At 53.8% G+C, this 17,945-nt stretch carries 16 protein-coding genes and 1 pseudogene; 1 reads left to right on the top strand and 16 read right to left on the bottom strand.

Annotation, left to right across the window (positions count from 1 at the left end; genetic code table 11):
- Nucleotides 1–16 precede the first annotated feature (16 nt).
- Nucleotides 17–544: an SLOG family protein gene (locus LK436_RS01420; protein WP_008394488.1), complete on the bottom strand. Its 528-nt coding sequence runs from the start codon at nucleotides 542–544 to the stop codon at nucleotides 17–19.
- 153 nt (nucleotides 545–697) lie between these two features.
- On the opposite strand from LK436_RS01420, the gene LK436_RS01415 reads away from it, so the two are divergent.
- The gene (locus LK436_RS01415; protein ID WP_044930415.1) at nucleotides 698–1,012 is read left to right on the top strand and encodes a helix-turn-helix domain-containing protein; all 315 of its coding nucleotides are present in this window, start codon (nucleotides 698–700) and stop codon (nucleotides 1,010–1,012) included.
- A gap of 182 nt (nucleotides 1,013–1,194) precedes the next feature.
- On the opposite strand, the gene LK436_RS01410 is transcribed toward LK436_RS01415, so the two are convergent.
- The 15 genes and pseudogenes from LK436_RS01410 to LK436_RS18485 all read right to left on the bottom strand — a co-directional run.
- Nucleotides 1,195–1,608: a dUTP diphosphatase gene (locus LK436_RS01410; protein ID WP_008394486.1), complete on the bottom strand. Its 414-nt coding sequence runs from the start codon at nucleotides 1,606–1,608 to the stop codon at nucleotides 1,195–1,197.
- A complete protein-coding gene (locus tag LK436_RS01405; protein ID WP_044930251.1) occupies nucleotides 1,605–2,372 on the bottom strand; it encodes an FAD-dependent thymidylate synthase in 768 nt (255 codons plus the stop codon). The genes LK436_RS01410 and LK436_RS01405 overlap by 4 nt, the downstream gene beginning before the upstream one ends.
- Nucleotides 2,359–2,685, bottom strand: a complete 327-nt coding sequence (locus LK436_RS01400; protein WP_008394483.1) for a hypothetical protein — start codon at nucleotides 2,683–2,685, stop codon at nucleotides 2,359–2,361. Before LK436_RS01400 ends, LK436_RS01405 begins: the two co-directional genes overlap by 14 nt.
- Nucleotides 2,686–2,698: 13 nt before the next feature.
- The gene (locus LK436_RS01395) at nucleotides 2,699–3,181 is read right to left on the bottom strand and encodes a hypothetical protein (RefSeq protein ID WP_044930250.1); all 483 of its coding nucleotides are present in this window, start codon (nucleotides 3,179–3,181) and stop codon (nucleotides 2,699–2,701) included.
- 69 nt (nucleotides 3,182–3,250) lie between these two features.
- Nucleotides 3,251–8,227, bottom strand: coding sequence for a class B sortase (gene srtB / locus LK436_RS01390; protein WP_008394479.1), 4,977 nt, complete (start codon nucleotides 8,225–8,227; stop codon nucleotides 3,251–3,253).
- Between the two features lie 36 nt (nucleotides 8,228–8,263).
- Complete coding sequence (locus tag LK436_RS01385) at nucleotides 8,264–9,436, bottom strand: DUF4366 domain-containing protein (protein WP_008394477.1); 1,173 nt, start codon at nucleotides 9,434–9,436, stop codon at nucleotides 8,264–8,266.
- Nucleotides 9,426–9,683: a DUF4315 family protein gene (locus LK436_RS01380; protein WP_008394475.1), complete on the bottom strand. Its 258-nt coding sequence runs from the start codon at nucleotides 9,681–9,683 to the stop codon at nucleotides 9,426–9,428. The genes LK436_RS01385 and LK436_RS01380 overlap by 11 nt, the downstream gene beginning before the upstream one ends.
- Nucleotides 9,684–9,700: 17 nt before the next feature.
- Nucleotides 9,701–12,217 carry a M23 family metallopeptidase gene (locus LK436_RS01375; protein WP_008394473.1) on the bottom strand — a complete coding sequence of 839 codons (2,517 nt, stop codon included), beginning with the start codon at nucleotides 12,215–12,217 and terminating at the stop codon, nucleotides 9,701–9,703.
- A 33-nt stretch (nucleotides 12,218–12,250) separates the two neighbouring features.
- Nucleotides 12,251–14,728 (bottom strand): VirB4-like conjugal transfer ATPase, CD1110 family, encoded by a 2,478-nt coding sequence (locus LK436_RS01370; protein ID WP_008394472.1) that lies wholly within the window; start codon nucleotides 14,726–14,728, stop codon nucleotides 12,251–12,253.
- Complete coding sequence (locus LK436_RS01365; RefSeq protein WP_044930412.1) at nucleotides 14,631–15,062, bottom strand: PrgI family protein; 432 nt, start codon at nucleotides 15,060–15,062, stop codon at nucleotides 14,631–14,633. Before LK436_RS01365 ends, LK436_RS01370 begins: the two co-directional genes overlap by 98 nt.
- 102 nt (nucleotides 15,063–15,164) lie before the next feature.
- Nucleotides 15,165–15,908, bottom strand: coding sequence for a hypothetical protein (locus LK436_RS01360; RefSeq protein WP_227910147.1), 744 nt, complete (start codon nucleotides 15,906–15,908; stop codon nucleotides 15,165–15,167).
- Between the two features lie 2 nt (nucleotides 15,909–15,910).
- Nucleotides 15,911–16,474 (bottom strand): MT-A70 family methyltransferase, encoded by a 564-nt coding sequence (locus tag LK436_RS01355; protein ID WP_008394469.1) that lies wholly within the window; start codon nucleotides 16,472–16,474, stop codon nucleotides 15,911–15,913.
- The gene (locus LK436_RS01350; protein ID WP_008394467.1) at nucleotides 16,474–16,923 is read right to left on the bottom strand and encodes a SpoVG family protein; all 450 of its coding nucleotides are present in this window, start codon (nucleotides 16,921–16,923) and stop codon (nucleotides 16,474–16,476) included. Before LK436_RS01350 ends, LK436_RS01355 begins: the two co-directional genes overlap by 1 nt.
- Before the next feature lie 31 nt (nucleotides 16,924–16,954).
- Nucleotides 16,955–17,818 (bottom strand): VirB6/TrbL-like conjugal transfer protein, CD1112 family, encoded by an 864-nt coding sequence (locus LK436_RS01345; protein ID WP_008394466.1) that lies wholly within the window; start codon nucleotides 17,816–17,818, stop codon nucleotides 16,955–16,957.
- Between the two features lie 6 nt (nucleotides 17,819–17,824).
- Nucleotides 17,825–17,914: pseudogene (locus LK436_RS18485) on the bottom strand (Maff2 family mobile element protein); the annotation flags it as partial.
- Nucleotides 17,915–17,945 lie beyond the last annotated feature (31 nt).

Below are 17,945 nucleotides of genomic sequence, written 5' to 3'. Positions count from 1 at the left end.
CCACACTGACAAATCCTTATCTACCCGAAGTATTCCTGAAATATCCAAGATTTATCATTCTTTCAGGAAGATAAGGTCCCACAGGGATCTCCCGCATTTCTTTCCGCTGGGCGTGAACCATGCGGATCGTGGACACTGTGCCGCCTTTTTCCCGCCCATCATAGACAGCGATCACCCGGTCTGCCTGGCCTACCATATAGCGGTTGCGCTTCATATAGACATTGGAAGCCCATTCTTCGCTGATAACCTCGACCTTCGCACATGCCTCCAGCATGGCCCTGGTCCGCTCGTCCTCCATCAGCCGCTTATAGCGGTTGCGGTAAGGAATCGCCGCCTCCAGGCGCAGCGCCGGATTATCTTTGGCCTTTTCCAGAACAATCCCGGCAAATAGCTGATCTGCACCGTCAGCAAAACCGGAAATAAAGTAAGTATAGCCGTCCGCAATGGCTTTTTCGATTTCGCGCCGCAGACCTTGCTCTGCCTGCTCCATATATTCAGCGGGGATTTCCCGGTGTCCGGTTACTCCGCATACTTTTTCTTTCATGTTGCAGCCTCCCTTTCAGATGATAGTTGAAAACTACCATACCTCTTATTTTAATAGGTTATATTTAGCGTGTCAACTCAAATACCCCTTTTCATTTAGCGAATAGAGCCAGCCTGTAAGGTACAATCTATTATAGAATGGGAGGTGACTATGGTGTACGAAGATTTTGTCCCGGAAAGGCTGGCAAAATTGAGGATGCAGAAGGGTGTTTCCGCACGGGATATGTCGCTGTCGCTTGGACAGGCCAACAACTATATCAACAACGTGGAGAACAAGAAAACGCTTCCTTCTATGCAATCCTTCTTTTATATCTGTGAATACCTGGGCGTAACACCACAGGAATTTTTCGATGAAGGCAATCCGAATCCCGCCGCTTTAAAGGAATTTATCACAGAGGCAAAGAAGCTGGATTTCAAAACAATGTCTTACATCCTCGGCATTATGAAAGAACTGAATAACAAAAAGTAGAAGTGGTCAGTCACATATAAGGGAGGCTGGCCACTTTCTATTCTTTGTAAGGAATAAAACAGTTTAAAATCGTATTTTGCTCCCGGATATAACCAATATTATATAGGATTGGTTACATCTGTATAGTACCTGGCCTTATTTTTAAGTTATCCACACAGAAAATATTTATACAAAGACAAAAGTTATTTCCCCGTGCTGCCGAAAGCACCCTTGCCGCGTTCGCCGCCCAGGTCATTTACAAAGTCCGCGATCACCACGGGCATGATGATAAGCTGCCCGATCCTGGAATCTTTCGGAAGCGTCCGGGCCTCATTTCCCACATTGCTGACAATGGCATGGATTTCGCCCCGGTAGCCGGAATCCACAGGGGGCAGTTCACAGACCACCCCTTTTGCCGCAAGGCTGCTCCTTGGGAACACATAGGCAGCATAGCCGTCCGGCACCTCCAGGCCAAAGCCCAGCGGGATTTTAGCGATCCCGCCAGGCTCCAGGGTACAGTCAAATGGCATATAGACATCCGCCCCGGCGTCATTGGCGTGGGAGCGGAGGGGACGGTGGTTCTCCGGCAGCCCGAAATCAATGATCCTGATTTTCACTGGCGGCCTCCTTCCAGTGCGGCAGGATAGTCCTGACGCAGCAGGTCAAGAGGCAGCGCCCCTTTTTCACACGGGCAGCCGCAGGACATATCTTTTTCCAGACATCCCTCCCGCTGGCAGAAGGGGCCGGCAAGTTCCGGGCTAAATAGTTCCGGGTCCAGCGCATACAGGTCCGCCCATATTTTCAGCAGGACAAAGCGTGTTTCATCCGTATTGCGGCGGCAAGTCCGCTGGCCGATCATGTGCTTCCACTGGTAAGGCGTGGCGCTGATTATCAGCACATTGCGGAGGCTCTGCGGGGCAAGGTACCCCGCGGCGTCCCTGGAAATCCCACAGGCTCCTATATCCGCGTAATGCTCCATGGCAGCCCGGCATTTTTTTAGGTAAAAACCATGCACCCACTGGCTGGCCGTAAGGATTTCATAAGGCACCACAAAATCGGCCTGTCCCGCGTAATTGCTGTATTGCAGGGACGCGCTGATAAATTTGACTTCATTTTGGTGCCGGGTGATCTGCGCCAGAAAGCGCCTGCTGGCGCCCACAACCGCCACCGTGATAACCGAAAACTTCTGTACGGCGGGATGAGGCAGAGAGGCAATCCGTTTGACCGTCTCGGAAGTATAGCCTTTCTCATAAAGAGCCAGAAGGTCATCCATAGAATGGATCTTATGGCCCCGCTGGGTGAGCCTGGCCGCAAACACCATGTTTTTCTCCGCTTCCTGTACCGCAGTGCAGTTCAAAATTTTAGTTTCAATCTGGTTGATATTCCAATTCCTCCTTTATCACAGCTTTTAATAAAAACAGATAGTTAAGGCTGTCAGTGATCTTTTCCTCCCAGACAGCCAGCTCAAAAGTTTTCCGGTCCGTAAAGCACATATCATAAATGGAGATGATGTGCTTTGCCATCATCCCGGCCAACGCACGCTGCGGGGTGCTGTCCTGGATCGCAGCCGCCGCTTTGAAGGCGCTGAGCCGGTCCGGGTTGTCGCCGGTATATTCTTTGGCCTTCTGAATCAGAAGCCCTTCACACTGCCGTACCTGTTCCCGAAAAACAGCCTGAAATTCTTTTTGTGTCATAACTCACCCCACTTTACGCCGTAGGAAGATAAATCCAATCGTGCATCAGGCACACGCTGGGTTCGTTCTCCCGCGGGATCAGCCGGAAGGCACACTCGGAATACACCGTGCGCTTATCCTCAAATTCCATGTTGTAGGCTTTATAAAAGCGGTATTCCAGGTTGGAGATCACGCACCGGAGCATTTGAAGGGCTTCCCGCTGGGAGGTGACAATACAATCCCGGTCAATGCTGCGTTTCAGGGCCAGCAGGGATTTATAAAGCTGCACTTCCGTCCGGTAAGGGCGGGCATACCGATGATCCAGCCAGCCGCAGAAAGCTACCGGGCCGCTCTCGACCACATGCGCCTCCGGGTGGTGGAAGCCATAGCTGTCCAGGTTGGCGGTATTCAGAAGATAGAGCATTTCTTTCAGCTCCGCGCTGGGCATATCGTAAAACCGCAGCATGGAGCGGTAGAGATGGACATATCCGGGAATAGGAACAATGTTATTTACCATTGCAAATCCTCCATATATAGAGATAGGCGCGGGAGCATCCGGCATCCCGCGCCATCTTATGAAAAATTGTTATTCAGTTACATCTACCAGCCTGCCCATGACGATAAAGCGGTCAGCGCCGCCATTGGTACAGGTGGAAAGGGTCAGCACCTTGTCGCTGGAAGTGACGGAGACGCCCGTTTCGATCACAGAACGCTCCTGCATTGCGGAAAGCCAGGTCGTATAAGCGCCGCTGTCTTTCCATTCCAGCGCCCAGGGAGAAGTTTCGCTGCCGGATTCCTCCGGGCTTGCCACAAATGCGGAAAACACCTCGACCACATAACCGCCTTCCGGCGTTACCAGGTACATTTCCGGATGTTCGTCATAATAAGCCTGCGCTTTGTATTCCACCAGCGTGGAGAACATAGAGCCGTCCCGCATGTTGTGCCCATAGATGATCGTGTTGTTGTCGGAAAAATCCTCCGCGTTTTCATAGTCGATGAACAGACAGCCCACCTTGTTTGCCGTACCGTCATACAGGTGTTTCAGGTAGTAGCTGTTATCCTCGCCCTGGGCCACCGGGTACTGAATGACCGTGCCGGGAAGCTCCAGCCATGCCTTGACATCCGGCCCCTGGGCCAGCAGGCTTTCAAAGTCCACCGTGGGCAGAGAAATGGAGGAAGCGCCGGTTTCCTCCGGCGCCTCCGCGTTCCCATTTTCCCCATCCGTTTCAGCCGGGGTGACATATTCCGAAAGCCCGGCATAGGTATCGGCGCTTTCCTTGTACTGGCCGATTTCCCGCGCCAGCATAAAGCCGCTGCCTACCGCCATGGCAATGCAGATCAGAAGCACACCCGTTGCCGCTCTGCGGCGCCCGGTACTGGACTTCTGGCCTTTTTTCTTGTAAGCGCACAGGAAAAGGGCAACACCGCTTCCGATCACCGCCGCGCCCAGCACGCCGATCCAGATATACAGGTTATAATCATCGCCTGTCTGCGGGACCGGCTTGGAAGGATTGGAAGGCGTTGTCGGGTTATTCGGGGTATCTGGCGTATCAGGCGTTTCCGGGGTTTCTTCCTCCGGCTTTTCATTGAAGAAGCTCACTTCGGCGGTTTCATCGGCCTTGATCTCCACCGTAGCGCCATCCGGGATGATATAGTCCTCACTGGCCTTATTCTTAACCTCGGTCACAGTGTATTTGCCCACGCGCAGCCCTTCGATCAGGATGATACCATCCTCCGGGCTTGTGAAAGTCTCGCAGTAGGTGCCATCCTCACTTTTCACCTCAAAGGCAAAGCCGTCCTTGCGACCATCGCTGGAATCTTTTGTGATTTTCAGGTTGCCGCGGTAAGCCTCATTCACAAAGCCGCGGCCAGCCTCACCATTTTCCACAACGACAACCTGCCCGTCCGTGGTGATCTCAAAGTAATAAGCATTGGGGTCCAGCTTGTGGCCTTCCGGGGCAGTTTTCTCTTTGACAAAATAGCCCTTTGCCAAGAGGCCGCTCAATTCATGGAAACCTTCATCGGTTTCCGTCAGCTCCCCGATCAGGGCGTCGCCTTCATCAAATGCCTTATCGCCGTTGGTGTCCTCATAAAGCTCAAAGACAGCGCCGGGCAGCCGGTGGAGGAATGGATTGTCCGCAGTGTCCTCGCCGGTATCATCAGCGGCGCTTTCTTCCGTCTCGCCAGCCTCACTTTCAGAAGTGTTTTCCTCGTCCTCCTGGATAGACTTCAATTCGTCCACAGCCTCGGTCTTGATGACCTGCACCGTACCGTGGATCAGGGTATTGTCGATCTCGATTTCAATGGTCTGCCCATCGGTGCCGATATAGACATGGTGCTGTTCCGGGCTGATGGAGTACAGGGCCGAAGGGCTGGAAATTTCCTTGATGATCCAATGGCCGAAAGGCACATCCTCAAAGGAGAAGGCGCCGTTTTCCACGGAAGTTGTCACAAGGAGGGCATTTTCCTCGGTAAATTCCTCCGTGCCGGGAGCAAACAGGCCGATCAGCGCGCCCTCCAGGGTAAGGTCCTCACCGCCTTCGGGATCCTCGCCGTATTTCACACCGTCAATGCGCCCGCGGATCATTTCATTGGAAATGGCCTCGCCGTCATTGACCGCAATCGTTACCAGGGCGGTTTCCTGCCCGGCATACGCAAAGACTACCGGGTACTGTTGATTGGAAAGCACAAATGCCTCATTGGTGGTGCGCTCCTGGACATAGAAGCTGCCAAAAGGCAGGTCGGAGGCAAAGGCAGCCGAATACTGGCCGGGCGCGTCCTCTACCGGCGCAACCGCCACGACTTCCAGAAGCCCGCCCGCGGGAATCACGCTGCCATCCAGGGCAGTCAGGTCCTCCGAAGCGTACAGGCCAAAGGAAATATCCTTGTATTCCTCGCCAAGCCCAATGCCAAAGGTTTCGTCCGTTTCCAGGGATTTCAGAAGGTCGATCTCTACCTTCTGGCGTTCATCATAAAGCCCGATGGCCGCCTGGGTGATCTCTACATCCTGACCGGCATAGGTAAGCTCGGTATAAATCGGTGTGGGGTCCAGCACCATGCCTTCCGGCGCCTGGCGTTCCTCCAGACGGTAGCGGCCCAGGTATTGCGGTTCGCTGACCGCCGTTCCATCCTCCCCGGTGGTAAGGGTAGCGACTACCGTATCTTTTGCCACCCGCAGGGTACCGTCCCCGGTATAAATATCTTCGTCGGCAATCACATCATAGACTGCGCCGGGAAGTCCCCGGACCTCGTACACCGGCTGATAGAGGCCATCGTTTTCCTGGACAGAAGCAAATACCTCGCCGGTCTTTGTAATGGTGAGCTGGCCTTTCTGCGGCATATTGTACTGTGTAACGGTTACAGTCGCCTCGCTGCCGTCAATGGTAAAAGGCACAGGCTCATTGGATAACACATAGCCGTATGGCGCAGCCACCTCATGCAGTTCGTAATTCCCCACAGGCAGAGGTTCCGGCAGCATCAGCCAGCCTTCGTCCGAAACATAGAAAGTATCAAGAGTCTCCGGGTTCGGGTAGTAGACATCCTGGGTGATAAATTCCCCGGTGGAAAGGTCTTTGATCTTGAAGCCGGTTCCGGTCATGGGAATGATATTCCCTGTCTCCGCATCGCATTTTTCCACCTTCAGGCGGGCCGTAATGGTACGGTTATTCAGGATATAGCTGTATGTTTCCCCATTGGAAGAAATAAAGACCGTAAAGTCCGGTACAAACCCTTTCCCTTCCTCACCGGCAACCTGGTGTACGGTATAGTGTCCGTAAGGAAGCTGTTTAGAAGCGGCAAACCCATCGCTGTCCGTTGTGAGCAGATCGCGCTCACTTTCCTTTGCGTTGTCATAGCTGCCTGCGGCCTTTAAGTAAATCTCAAATACTGCGCCTTCCTCCGGGCGTTCCACTACACCCTCATTGGGTTCTCCGGTGTTTTCATCCTCCGGCACATCCGGGTCCATCTCATCGGTATGCTTCACAAGCTGGATATTCCCGTAGATCACCGTTTCTGTGACCTGGCTTTCCGCTGTATTCAGCTCAATCTCATACAGGGAAGGGGAAGCGCCGACTTCGTAGACAGTTTCGTTGAGCAGGTACCCGGTGCTGGGTGAGATTTCCCGGATCGTCCAGGCGTCCCCGCATACATAGTAACGGGTCATAAAGCTGCCGTCCGCATCCGTAGTGTAGGTATCTACCAGTTCACCATTGTTATAGATCCCGTAAGTCGCTCCGGCAAGGGTCGCATCCCCCTGGGCCGTTCCCGTATCTGCATCGCTCTTTACCACATGGACACGGAATTTCTTCAAAATGTTGCTGAAATGGACGGTGGAAGTCTGGCCGCTTTCAATGGTGACATATTGCGAGGCAGGCGTTACATAGCGGTCAACCGGGATTTCTGTCACAAGATAAGTGCCGGGAAGGAGCTTCTTTTCAATCTGCCCGTTTTCCCCGGTTGTCACGTTCTCATTGATTTCATTTCCAAGAAGATCCGTACCGGAAATGTTGAAGGAAATCCCGGACACAATGCCGTCCTCGCTGGTTTTGACAAGTTTTGCGGTGCCATAGGTTTCTGTCTTGATCTTTACAAAAAATGATACCGGGTCACTGGCTCCGGTCATCATGGTCTGGTAGCCGGGCCTGCCCCAGATCAGCATATCATTGGCAACCGGAATATCTTTCCGAAATTCAAACGTCACAGGGTCCATAATCATATCCTTGCTTGTGAAGGTATACTGATTGCCGTTCCTTGTGACAGACACGCCGCTGCCGGAAAGCAGATCCAGGTCGATCCCCAGGTTATTCGTATCGGCAACGGTCAGGGTATAAACTCTTTGTTCCGAATCCCATTTCAGTTCCAGTTCCGGCGCCCCGTCTTTACTGGAAGAAGTAAAAGAGGGGACCGTAGAATGGGAAGCCACCTGCTCTAAGATCCAGTTGTACGCTTTTTCCGCAGGGCGCCCGGCGATCACGCTGTAATACTGGTCCGCTGACGCATGGCCGTTTCCGTGGCGGCTGTATGGGTCGCTGCGGAGCTGCTGCTGGTATTCCCAGAGGATAATCTGGGTCGCCATCTTATAATCATCCTCATTGATACCGGAAACCGGAAGGCTTGCGCCCGGCTTCCAGCCATAGATCGCAGTCAGGGTAATGCCCCGTCTGGCCTCAGAAGGAAGCAGGTTTAAGTATTGGCTGTTCGTCCCGCTCTCTGATGTATAGGTATTATCAGAGGTATTGTAGGGAATCCCGCTCTCCACACAATAAACCTGATGGCTGCTTCCATCGGAAACGGTCAGCATATAGTGGCGGTAAGCACTGCCGCCGGAGCTGGTGCGTACATCCATGGTCCCATCGGAATTGTAGACCAGGTAGGTGTAGGGCGCGGGCGAGTAGTAATGCTGCCCGTCAGAACCCACATACTGATCGCCCAGCCAGGAGCTTGCCGTCTGCCCCGGCTCCATGGCAAAGGCAGACATAGGCAGCAGCCCCAGGAGGCACAGCGCGCTGAGAAGAAAGGCCAGCAGCCGTTTCAGACCGCGGCGGCACGTTTTTGTTTTCTCCATGAAAAATCCTCACTTTCTTAAAAATAAAGGACAGCCTTATTTGCTGTCCTTGTCGTCAAAATCATCTTCGGTAAGGTAATCCGGTTCCCCGTATGCCTCGTTGGTTTCATCATCCTCACCGTAACCGTCATCCTCGAACTCGTCCTCGTCCATAGCCGCCTGCTGTTTCGGGCGCACGATCTTGAAGTAGTAGCCCAGCCCGCCAGCGGCCGCAAGAGCGATCACCAGGAAGATAATCATGCCGGTATTGCCGCCGGATTTCTCCGGCTCTGCTTCCGGCTGTTCGGTTTCTTCCGGCGCCGGTTCTTCCATCACTTTGCCCAGGCAGCCGTTCAGGTCATTTTTGCAGACCGGGCAATCGGTATTCACCGCGCCCGCCTCGCATTTTTCCGTACAGTTGCAGGTGACAACCTCAATGGCGCTTTCGCCGCCATTATCCTGCTGGGCCAGGGAGAGCAGATCTTCCTCCGTAACGCCATTCAGGAAGTAGACGTTTTCCGAATCCCGCTTCCCGTCAATGATAAGGTAAAACACATTTCCGTCTGCGGTGGTGATGGTATAAAACTGCTTATCATCTTCCTGCCCGGTGGCTGAGTCCAGGACCGTGCCGGTGCCTTCCGGGGTAAATGCCCCTTCCGGCACAGCCGACTCCGTTTCGTCCTCCGCGGCAGGGCTTTCAGAAGAAGCCTCTGTTTCTGCCTGGGAGGTCGAAGGGGTCTGGGCGGCCTGGCTGCTTTCCGAATTGCTTGCACTGTTGGACGCATTGTTTGCCGAAGGAGAAGGCGCGGGGGTCGTGGAAGGCGCAGCCTGGGTCTCCCCACCGGAAGATAGGGGCGCGGCAGAGGAAGCCGCCTGGGTCTGCGCCGGTTCCTCATAATAAGGGTTATCCAGCTTTACCTCTTTTGAGCGATTGCCGGAATAGTCCACCGCGTAAACCGTCACTTCCTTGCCGTCCCCGGCATAATCCTTCAAGGCCACGGTACCCTTGCCGTTGACAAGGCTGTTGATACGGGTATCGTCCACATACACCGCCTCCACGCCGGACATATCATCGCTGGCCTCCACCGCCAGCTTATCGTCCTTTAAGGCCGCGGTAAGGGTGGGCGGCGTGGTATCGCTGCCCGTGGAAGCGTAAGCGGTGACAGGCAGGGCAACGGCGCTCATGCAAAGCACAAGCGCCGCCAGAACATTCCTCACTTTATTCTTCATGGCCGGCCTCCTGTTCTCCCGCAGGAGGGGCGGCCTCCGGGACCGTAAGGGTCCCAGCCCTGTGCGCCTTCAAAAATTCCGCCAGCTCCTTCGGGGTCATGTGGAAATCACGGCCAATATCGCCGTAATCCTCGTTCTCCAGCCGGGTCTTTTCCTCTTTGAAAAGCTCCAGCTTTTTTTGCAGGTCTGCGATTTTCTTTTCCGTTTTTTCTATATCCCTTGCGAGTTTGTCAATTTTGGGATTCAATTTATTACCTCCGATCTTTAATTGGTTGAGATACGCCCAAATGCGTAAAAATGTTCGGTCCAGTAGGATGTATTGATATTGGCATACTGCACCGGGTCCCCGGCATGGATCATCTGCCCGTTGCCAATATAGATCCCTACATGGGTTACAGGCGTGCCCGCCGAATAGGTGCCGGTGAAGAAAATCAGGTCTCCCGGCTGGGCGTTCTCTCTGGAAACAGGGGTGCTCATGTTGAAAAGCCCCTGGGCTGTGGAGCGTCCCACACTGGCAACACCGCTCTGATTGAGGACATAGGAAACAAAGCCGCTGCAATCAAAGCTGTTTGGTCCCGAAGCGCCGAACACATAAGGCTTTCCGAGATGTTTCTGCGCCTCCGTAATCAGCGCCGCATAATCGCCATCGCCCATAGGAGCGCCGGGATATGCGGGGATTTCCGGTCCGCCCGCGCTTCCAGGGATCAGGCTGGTTCCGGTATGGTCGCCGGTATCGGTAAAATACAGGGGATTAAGGTACTGCCCATCCACCAGCACTTCCAGGTGAAGGTGCGGCCCGGTGGAATCACCGGTGCTGCCCACTTTGGCAATGACATCCCCCTGTTTGACTTCCTGCCCGGCAGACACCAGAAGTTCCGAGCAGTGGGCGTATTTTGTGGTAAGGGTCCGCCCGTCCTCCATGGCGCCCTCCAGCACCGCAATCAGCCCGTAGCTGCCTGCTTCCCCGGCCTGCGTTACCACACCGTCATGCCCGGCCAAAATCTCCGTGCCCTGGGGCATCCCAATATCCACCGCCTTATGATAGTTCTTTTCTCCGCTGATGGGGTGGACGCGGTAGCCATAGTAGCTTGTGACATAAGGGAGCCAGTTGGTATCGCCAAACACGTTAGAGACATACTGGCGGTTGCCCTTCGTCATCATCAGGATATTAAAAAGCTGGGCCTGTTCCGTGTCCATACGGGCGGCGATCACGTCCGTAAAGGATTTGGCCGTCAGGTTGATATTGAGAATCCGCCACTCGTAGGCCACTTCTACCTCATAAGTCTCGCCGGTACTGGGGTCCGTCCGGGTTTCCGTGCGGGTGCGGGTCTCCACTTCCTCCACAAATGCGAGGGAATACTGCTCGGCAAAGATCTCCTGCAGCACGGCCTCAATATCCTCATACTGGAAGGCTTGATAGGACGCGGTGAGGAATCCCATCAGCTCAAAGGGGTTGTGCCCGATATTGCCCACATGGTAGCGGTATTCATCGTAGCCGGGGTGGTCCGCTTCGGCATTGTCAATCTGCATCTGCAGGTCGGTTTCCCATTCCGTATAAACCAGCTCGGCATTGTTGATGTCCTGATCTTCCGCGGTATAGCTGGACGCCGCAATCGCGCCGATCCCGCCCGTCCCCATACTGGAACAGGAAGAAAAGAGCGAAAAAATCAGAACGACGATCAGGAACAACAGCGCCGCCATCAGGCAGAGGGCCGGGTGGCGGCTGGCAAAACGCCCAACCGCGCCTCCGGCTTTTTTCGTGACAGCGGCCGTTTTCCCGGCAGCCTGCCCGGTGCGCCGGGCGGTCCTGGCGGCCTTGGCGTACTCCCTTTTTAAGCGGTGCTTCTGCCACATGCGGGAAAACACATTGCTCTGCAGCTTGGGGGTGTCGTGAAGGGCCTGCTGGTAAGCCGCCCTTGCGCGGGTTTTCACCGTCTTTTTCTGCAGCCGGGCCACTTTACGGTAAGGGGCGGTTTTCCGGCGGTGGTTCAGGGCGCGAAGCCCTCCCTCCGCCACCAGCTCTGTGCGGTGGGCCGCTTCAATACCCACGTTTTCATGCTCATTCTCATAGATCTTCTTGTGGGCATATCCGATGGCCGCGTTTGCGCCTTTTTTTACCGGGCGCAGAGGCTTGGCGCCTTTTATGTGTTCCTGTTGGGAAATCACCTCTTTTTCAAATTTTAAGTGCCGTTTGGCATTGCCGGTGGCAGCGTCCACCTCCACCTCCAGCCGCAGTTTCCGCCTGGCCGGAAGATTGCCTTCGGCCTGTTCCAGCTTCCGGGCGGTCCGTTCCGCCTTCTGCCGGGCTTTCACCAGCTTTTTGCCGGGGGCATCCGGCGGCAGTTCGTCCTCGGCAAATTGCAGTTTCGAGGTGCGGGGCTGCTCGGCGGCCGCTTCACTGGCGCTGCTGGACTCGGAAAACTTCTGCTGATAGCGGGTATGCCGGCTGCCAGGCTTTTCCCGTGGTTCCTCCTGCGGAGCGTCCTCATGGGACTGTGGCCGCGAATCCTCCAAAGGGGAAGCCTCCCCATTTTCCACCGGTTCCGCCTGCGGGGTGTCTCCGTCCTTCGGCCTTTGCTGCCGGGTGTGGCGGGCTTTGGCCGACAAATCCTCCAAAGAGTCAGGAGAATCCCTTGCCTGCCGCAAATCAAAATCCTGCTCCCGGCCGCTGATACGGGTTTCCTCGCCGGAAGCGGCGCCCCGTTCCACCAGCCCGTCACGGGTCATCTTGTGGAATTTCTTTTCTTTTGCCCTAAATTCTTCATCCCTTGGCAACTGCATCACCTCCCATACGCCAGGCGGTGAAGAAGGTTATCACGTCCCGGCCTCCGCGACTTCCTCCGGGCGGGTCGTCATGATCTGGTACAGGCTGGTGTCCTTCGGGAAGTGATCGACAAAGGGGATAATCACATTCCCGAAAAACAAAAGGCCCTCGCCGGGGCCGCTGTGGGTCACATAGGAAAGCTGCGTCGGGCTGATCCCAAGCTGTTTCGCCAAAATCTGCCTGTCGCCCTGGGCCTGGTTCAGCATGTAGATGAAATCCGAGTTTTCAAAGATGTTCTCGATCTCACGGGAGGCCAGCAAATCCTTCACGTTCTGCGTCAGGCCGCTTGGAATCCCGCCCCATTTTCTGAAACGCTTCCAGATCTCAACGGAAAAAGCACCGGTCTGGCCTTTGAGAAGGAGATGAAATTCATCAATATAGAACCAAGTCGTTTTATGCTTCTCCCGGTTGGCCGTAACGCGGTTCCACACGGCATCCTGCATGATAAGCAGCCCGATCTCTTTTAAGGCTTTGCCCAGGGATTTAAGCTGGAAACACAGGACGCGGTGGCTGTCCATGTCGATATTGCTCCTGTGGTTGAACACATTTAAGCTGCCGTTGACATAGATTTCAAGGGCAGTGGCGATATTCTGGGCCTCCGGCTCGCTCTGTTTGCGAAGCAGCTCATACAGGTCCCCCAGGATTGGCATATTCTCCGGGCGGGGGTCCTGCAGGTAATCCCGGTACACCAGGCGGGTGCAGCGGTCAATGATGGTTTTCTCGATAGGGGTAAGCCCATCCTTTCCGCCGATAATCAGATCACACAAAGAGAGAACAAAATCGCTCTTTAATGTAATGGGGTTCTCGTCATCGCTGTAATCCAGGTTGATGTCCAGCGGATTGATATAATTAGAGGAAGTAGGCGAAAGGTCAATGACCTGCCCCTGTTTTCCAAAGCGTTTTACCAGCGGGCCATATTCATTTTCCGGGTCCGCGATAATGATGGAATCATCCGTCAGCAGGAACACGTTGACAATCTCGCGCTTGGCGCTGAATGATTTGCCGCTGCCGGGCGTGCCAAGAAACAGTCCATTGGGGTTTTTCAGCAGCTTGCGCTTCGCCATAATCAGGTTTGAGGAAATGGCGTTGAGGCCGTAATACAATGCCTGCCCATCCTGGAACAACTCACAGGTGGTAAAGGGCACGAAAATAGCGGTGCTGCTGGTGGTAAGTCCCCGCTGGATTTCGATCTGGTTCTGTCCCAGCGCCAGGGAGGACATAAGGCCCTGTTCCTGCTGGTAGTCCAGGCGTTTCAGCGCGCAGTTATACTTTTGGGCAATGCCGGAGGCAGCCATAATGTCACTGAACAGCTTTTGCCTTTTCGGGGCGATGTTCTGCACCAGCACCGTTACCAAAAACATACGCTCATTCCGGGACTGCAGGTCTTGAAGCAGGTTTTGGGCTTCCTCCCCGTAGGTGGCAAGGTCCGTGGGAATGATGTCCATATCATATCCGGCCCGCACCGCCTTTTTCTGTTCCTCGATCTTCATTTTCTGCAGGTCGCTCATTTTCCGCTTGATATTGCGGATCGCCGTGGCCTGGTCGATAGACTGGATATGAAGGTTGACCGTCACTGCGTCGTCCAGGTCCAGAAATTCGGCCAGCATCCGGTCCGTCAGCTCCGGCGCTAAGATCTGCAAAAAGGACATGGCGCCGGAATACTCCCCAATGCGGAAGGTCTTGCCATCCTTGGAGAAGGTAAAACTGGTGGGCGCGATAAAATCCTTTGTGGAAAGGCCGGTTTTGGCAAGGTCGCTCCAGGCAAACTTAAATTTCTCCTGGCCGCTTGGATGGAGCTGGCTGTGCAGAAGCTCCAGCCGTTCCAGCCCGCTTAACGGGACCGCCTGGACGCCCAGGGTCTTAAAGTTGTTCAGCACATCCGTTTCCACGCGTTCCAGCCGCATTTTGGCGGTACGTAGGTCGTCCGCCTCAATGCCAAAAGTGATATACTTGCGTTTGGCAAGGCCGTTGTTGCCTTTTTCGAGCTGGTTTTTAAGCATCTCCGCGTACTCACGCCGGATGTCGTCATACTCGTCCCCCTGGGGCGGGATCGCAATGCTTTTGGAAAAGTCCTGCATATTGGCCCGCTGGTTGATAAAGGTGAGCTGGACGCTGATCGTGGAATCAAAGTAATTGAGAAAATCACAGTAATTCTCGAAAATCTGCGCCTTATCGTCCGCCTGGGCAAGCTGGTAGTTAATATCGAAAAACTGAATGGTCTTGGTGTACAGCTTATCATTGACGCGGCAGATCCCGTCCTTATAGATCTCCCGGTAGGGGATCGTCTGCTGGGCTGTCTGCGGTGCGTCCCGCTTTACTCCACTGAAAAAGCCGCCCTTGCCAGGCGGCTTTGCATGAGGCCCAGATTTTTTACCGGCCTTTTTTACTGCGGACCGGTTTTTTTGCGCCTGCTGGATGTTTGCCTGCAGGCGCTTTTCCTGCGCTTCCTGCTGTTTGGTTTTTGGCAATACTTATTTCCTCCTTCTTTGACATGATTTTATAAAAGTTCCGGGTCTTGTATGGGCGCGTCTCCGGCCACAGGCGGTGACGGATCATATTTTTCAGAATCTTCTCCGCGGGCTGGCCGTCACGCTCATACATTGCCATAAAGAAAAAGGGCATCATAAGCCCGATCATCAAAAGCACCGAAGCGGTATTCCCAATCGCCGTGCGGGTGAGAAAATACACCGGCAGGCCAACCGCCCCGGCAATGCTGAAAAAAACAAGCTGCCTTTTCGTCAGATTAAAGGCAACTTTAGTCTTAACCTTCGTCAAATCTTTTGGAACTGGCACATAGGGCAAAAAATCACCTTCTTTCTTTTCCGTATCATAAATTCCCCGTATGACGCAGGCCATCCGGGGAAACACAATGCTTTTCCATCAGATCATCAAAAAATGTCGGCATTACCGAACCTGGGGATCTCGGCTTTCTTTTGCATGGGAACCCTGTGTACTTACCCGCTGGGCGGCTTTTTGCAGCCGGTCATGCACCGACTCCCGCGCCGTTGCTTCCCCTTTCTGGGCAAGGTATTCCGGGCTGCTCTGAATATCTCCGATATATTCCTCCAGAAGATCATCCATATCAATCAGGTCAGATACCGGCTTCGGCCATCTGTCGGCAAGATATTTCAAAGGATTTTCCAGCGACAGCAGCGCTTCCACCTCGCTTTTTTCAAAGGTCATACCCTGTGTTATATAAGCGTAGACATCCTGCACAGCCGCAATCTCCGGGACCTTTTCAATCAGTATCTCTTTATCCATGGAGAGCCAGTCATCCCGAAGGCTTACCCAATTTTGTCCCAGGCGTTTTATCAGGCCAAGCATCCGGTCCGGGGACGTTTTCTCATTGAGCTGTTCAAACCTCTGGAAAGCGTCGATTTTATCCAGCAATTCGCAAATCGGGAAACTGTGTTCGTGTGTGTTTTCTTCCCAGCACCAGTGAGCCACATCCAACGGATCTTGAAAAGACAGCAGAGCCTCTACCTCCGCAGGCGTAAATTCATGCTCAACTTTCAGATAGTAGTGCAGGGCCGCCAAATCCTGCAATTCATAGATACTGCCGATATTCGTGCTGTCCAGCATATCCGCGTGTATTGACAGACAATCGTCCAGTCTGTCCATCAACAGTTTTTTTGCATCCTGTTCCAAACTCAAATTTCCTCCTTTCCCGCCGGGAGGGTGATGGTGCAATCGACTTCGTTGCCCCATACATCCCAGCCCGACGTTTTCTGGCGGGCAAAAAGCTCTACCCTGGGCTGGTCGCCCATCAGCTTGACGATCTTATCCCGCACAATATCCGGTTTTTTGCTGTGCTGCTCGATATGGGAAATGACAAACTGATGGATTCCGGCGCTCTGCCGTTTCGGATGGCCGCGGGTAGCCAGAAGGCACACTTCCGCATTAGAGCGCGTCCAGAACCCCATACCGTAAAACCAGGTGTCCGCTTTGCGGTTTTGTTTCAGCCACAGGAAAGCCAGTGTTTTATACTGGAATCCCCAGGCGTCTATGACACGGAACGCTTCTTTAAGCTGGGGAAATGTACCCCAAAGAAAAAGCGCGCTGTCCTTGGCCGCAAGGTCCGCAACCGGAAGCGCGCAGATTTCTTCAATACTCATTGTGGGATAGTGGTTTTCCGCAACCCCGTGGCCCCGCTTCATATCGTAACGCCAGGGAGGGTCCGCATAGATGATCCCGTATTTTTTAGTCTCCGGCATCAGCGGGAGGGACCGTCTTTGGCGGCGGCTGCCTTTACCGGCTGGCTTTTCACTTTACCGGCGTTCTCTTTCAGCGCCCCGGTCAGCGAAGGCTTTTCCGCGGCGCCTTTCGTAGCCTCCAAAGTCGCCTGCAGGTTTTCAATAGCCGCGCCGTATCCTTCAATCAGCGCCTCATTAAGCTGGCGGCGAAAATCTGCCGTCACCGGCCAGCAGACATCCCTCCAGTTCCCTTTGTTGTCCTGGGTGGAGGGCATATTGACATACAGCCCCTTTTCGCCGGAACAGATCCGAAAGCCGTCGATCTTAAAACAGCCCCCGATGGTGACGTTGGCGTAGGCCAGCAGGTTTCCCATAGGAGCGATAGGCCGGACACGCACATCCAGCTTGAAAGGCAGGTCCCCGCTTGTTTCCGGGACAGTGGGATTTGCAGCAGTATTGTTATTACTCATAAAATGTCTCCTTTACTTTTTAAAACATACGTCAGTGTGCATTGAAAATAGATTTGGATAGCGAACCTGTCTTAAACAGGGCAAAGGCCAGCAGCACCGTATAGCCTGCTGTGCCCCAGATTGCGGCGTGTACGCTGCTGGAAGATGGGATGGATTGGACCAGCACCGCGTAAATCGCAACGCAGATCAGGATAAGGAATCCCTGAAAGCCAAGGGCGAACAGGGAGCGCAGGTAATTGGTCCCCATCGCGCCCCATTCGCGGTTGGCAAGTGTGGAAAAAGGAATCGGCGCAATGCTCACGGTCAAATAAATTTCTATCATTCTTCCGTAAACGATCACAAAAATCACGATAGACAAAATCCACATGCACAGGTTGATGATATTGGTTTCCAGCCATAGGCCGATCAGTTCCCAAATCCCCATAGCTTGAAGCTGTGTTTCCAGGTCGGCCATGGACGCGGCCACATCCAGATTTCCGTTGATGATCCCCGCGCTGTTCGCCACAACCGTCTGCGCCACATCGAATACGGCCATCACAATCGTAAAACAGTTGGTGAGCAGATAGGTGGCAACGAAGGTCTTGAACACCCACTTAAAGATGTTGAAGGTGTCAAATTCGTGCATGTTGTTTTTCTCAAGAATCATCTGGATCAGCTCATACACCAGCACGAAAGTTAAGATCATACCGGCAATGGGCAGCACTACCGTTTCCGATAGCGTCTGGATCATACTGAAAACACCGCCATTCCAGCCCTGGGGCGTCTGGCCTACCTGCGCGGCCACATCGGTTACTTGGTTGTTGACCGATTCAAAGATTCCTGTAAATTGTCCTGTGATGGCGTCGATTAAGCCCTGTTTTATCCAGTCTGTTATCCAGCCAAATAACCAGTCCATGGACGATTAGAACAAGCCCGACAGAAGCGGAATCAGTGTCATCCCTACCACTGCGATACCGCCGCCAGCCATGAGCTGTTTCATACCCTGGCTTTTTACTGATGTGCGATAAAGAAGTAATAGAAGT

The sequence above is a fragment of the Clostridium sp. M62/1 genome, assembly GCF_020736365.1.
GTDB lineage: Bacteria > Bacillota > Clostridia > Lachnospirales > Lachnospiraceae > Otoolea > Otoolea saccharolyticum_A.
This window is presented reverse-complemented; position numbering and strand designations above follow the sequence as displayed.

Excerpts from the sequence above, each read along its gene's own strand:
- LK436_RS01420 (WP_008394488.1), bottom strand. The coding sequence starts at position 544 with ATGAAAGAAAAAGTATGCGGAGTAACCGGACACCGGGAAATCCCCGCT.
- LK436_RS01400 (WP_008394483.1), bottom strand. The coding sequence starts at position 2,685 with ATGACACAAAAAGAATTTCAGGCTGTTTTTCGGGAACAGGTACGGCAG.
- LK436_RS01395 (WP_044930250.1), bottom strand. The coding sequence starts at position 3,181 with ATGGTAAATAACATTGTTCCTATTCCCGGATATGTCCATCTCTACCGC.
- srtB (WP_008394479.1), bottom strand. The coding sequence starts at position 8,227 with ATGGAGAAAACAAAAACGTGCCGCCGCGGTCTGAAACGGCTGCTGGCC.
- LK436_RS01385 (WP_008394477.1), bottom strand. The coding sequence starts at position 9,436 with ATGAAGAATAAAGTGAGGAATGTTCTGGCGGCGCTTGTGCTTTGCATG.
- LK436_RS01375 (WP_008394473.1), bottom strand. The coding sequence starts at position 12,217 with ATGCAGTTGCCAAGGGATGAAGAATTTAGGGCAAAAGAAAAGAAATTC.
- LK436_RS01355 (WP_008394469.1), bottom strand. The coding sequence starts at position 16,474 with ATGCCGGAGACTAAAAAATACGGGATCATCTATGCGGACCCTCCCTGG.
- LK436_RS01350 (WP_008394467.1), bottom strand. The coding sequence starts at position 16,923 with ATGAGTAATAACAATACTGCTGCAAATCCCACTGTCCCGGAAACAAGC.
- LK436_RS01345 (WP_008394466.1), bottom strand. The coding sequence starts at position 17,818 with ATGGACTGGTTATTTGGCTGGATAACAGACTGGATAAAACAGGGCTTA.